Raw genomic sequence first — 1,226 nt, 5'->3', positions numbered from 1 at the left:
AGCACCTCCGAATCAACAGGTGCTCACACAGGAATCACAAGCGATTCCTCCCATTCAAGAACTTTGGCCCGGAGCCAGATCAGCAGTCACGCCGATTTATGGGTAATCGCAAGTCACACCGGATGGATACATATCAAACCAGAGTGCCACCCATTCACGCAAGTTATCCAACACAGAATCAAGGTCGATTGCGGCGGTGAAGCTTGTGGAGCGTCGATAGATGCCGTTATCGCGCGTCGTTTCGTAAGCGCGGCCTGAGCTCCATTGGCTTTACGCTTTCGATGGCTTCCCCGGTCTGCGAGTCTGGCGCCCTTTCCCTGGATTGGAGGGCGCGATGTTCGAACGGGATACGGATGTCGGGGACGGCTTCGTCGGGCGAATGGAGGTCGTGTCGGGTCGCACCGGCCGACGCAGCNTTTCCCTGGATTGGAGGGCGCGATGTTCGAACGGGATACGGATGGCGGGGACGGCTTCGTCGGGCGAATGGAGGTCGTGTCGGGTCGCACCGGCCGACGCAGATGGCCGGATGATGTGAAGGGCCGGATCGTCGGTGAGAGCTTCAGGCCGGGCGCCGTGGTCAATGATGTGGCGCGCCGGCACGGCGTGGCGCCTCAGCAGCTGACGCAATGGCGCCGGGCGGCGCGCGATGGGTTGCTGGCGCTGCCGGAAGCGTGCGGTGCCCAGATGGCTGCCTTCGTCCCGCTGCAGGTGAGCGAGCCGGATGCGGTGACCGAGAAGGAGCCGGCACAGCGGGTTGAGATCGTTGCCGGTGATGTTGTCATCCGGCTGCCGCCGGAGGTGTGCGGGCGACGCATTGCCGAGATTGTCAGAGCCCTGGAGGTGCGCCGGTGATCGTCCCGGGCCAGCACATGCCGATCGTGATCGCGACGCGCCCGGTGGACTTTCGGCGCGGCCACGACGGTCTTGCGGCGACGGTGCAGAACGAGCTCGGGCTTGACCCGTATTGCGGTCTGACNGTGTGCGGGCGACGCATTGCCGAGATTGTCAGAGCCCTGGAGGTGCGCCGGTGATCGTCCCGGGCCAGCACATGCCGATCGTGATCGCGACGCGCCCGGTGGACTTTCGGCGCGGCCACGACGGTCTTGCGGCGACGGTGCAGAACGAGCTCGGGCTTGACCCGTATTGCGGTCTGACAGTGGTCTTTCGCTCGAAGCGTGGCGACCGCCTGAAGATCCTCGTTTTTGATGGCAGCGGCCTGGTGATGA

At 64.1% G+C, this 1,226-nt stretch carries 3 protein-coding genes; all 3 read left to right on the top strand.

Annotated elements, in window-relative coordinates; all coding sequences use genetic code 11:
* Positions 1-438 precede the first annotated feature (438 nt).
* Positions 439-852 carry an IS66-like element accessory protein TnpA gene (gene tnpA, locus VQ042_RS25605; protein WP_331823053.1) on the top strand — a complete coding sequence of 138 codons (414 nt, stop codon included), beginning with the start codon at positions 439-441 and terminating at the stop codon, positions 850-852.
* Positions 853-869: 17 nt separating this feature from the next.
* The gene (gene tnpB, locus VQ042_RS25600; RefSeq protein ID WP_331823052.1) at positions 870-1,031 is read left to right on the top strand and encodes an IS66 family insertion sequence element accessory protein TnpB; all 162 of its coding nucleotides are present in this window, start codon (positions 870-872) and stop codon (positions 1,029-1,031) included.
* A 17-nt stretch (positions 1,032-1,048) separates the two neighbouring features.
* Positions 1,049-1,226, top strand: a 178-nt coding sequence (gene tnpB, locus VQ042_RS26290) for an IS66 family insertion sequence element accessory protein TnpB (protein ID WP_442880256.1), incomplete at its 3' end; no start/stop codon positions are given.

This window comes from Aurantimonas sp. A2-1-M11, assembly GCF_036549475.1.
Classification (GTDB): Bacteria; Pseudomonadota; Alphaproteobacteria; order Rhizobiales; family Rhizobiaceae; genus Aurantimonas.
This window is presented reverse-complemented; position numbering and strand designations above follow the sequence as displayed.

Bases quoted from the DNA above. Each gene is read 5' to 3' on its own strand.
- tnpA (WP_331823053.1), top strand. From the start codon at position 439: ATGTTCGAACGGGATACGGATGGCGGGGACGGCTTCGTCGGGCGAATG.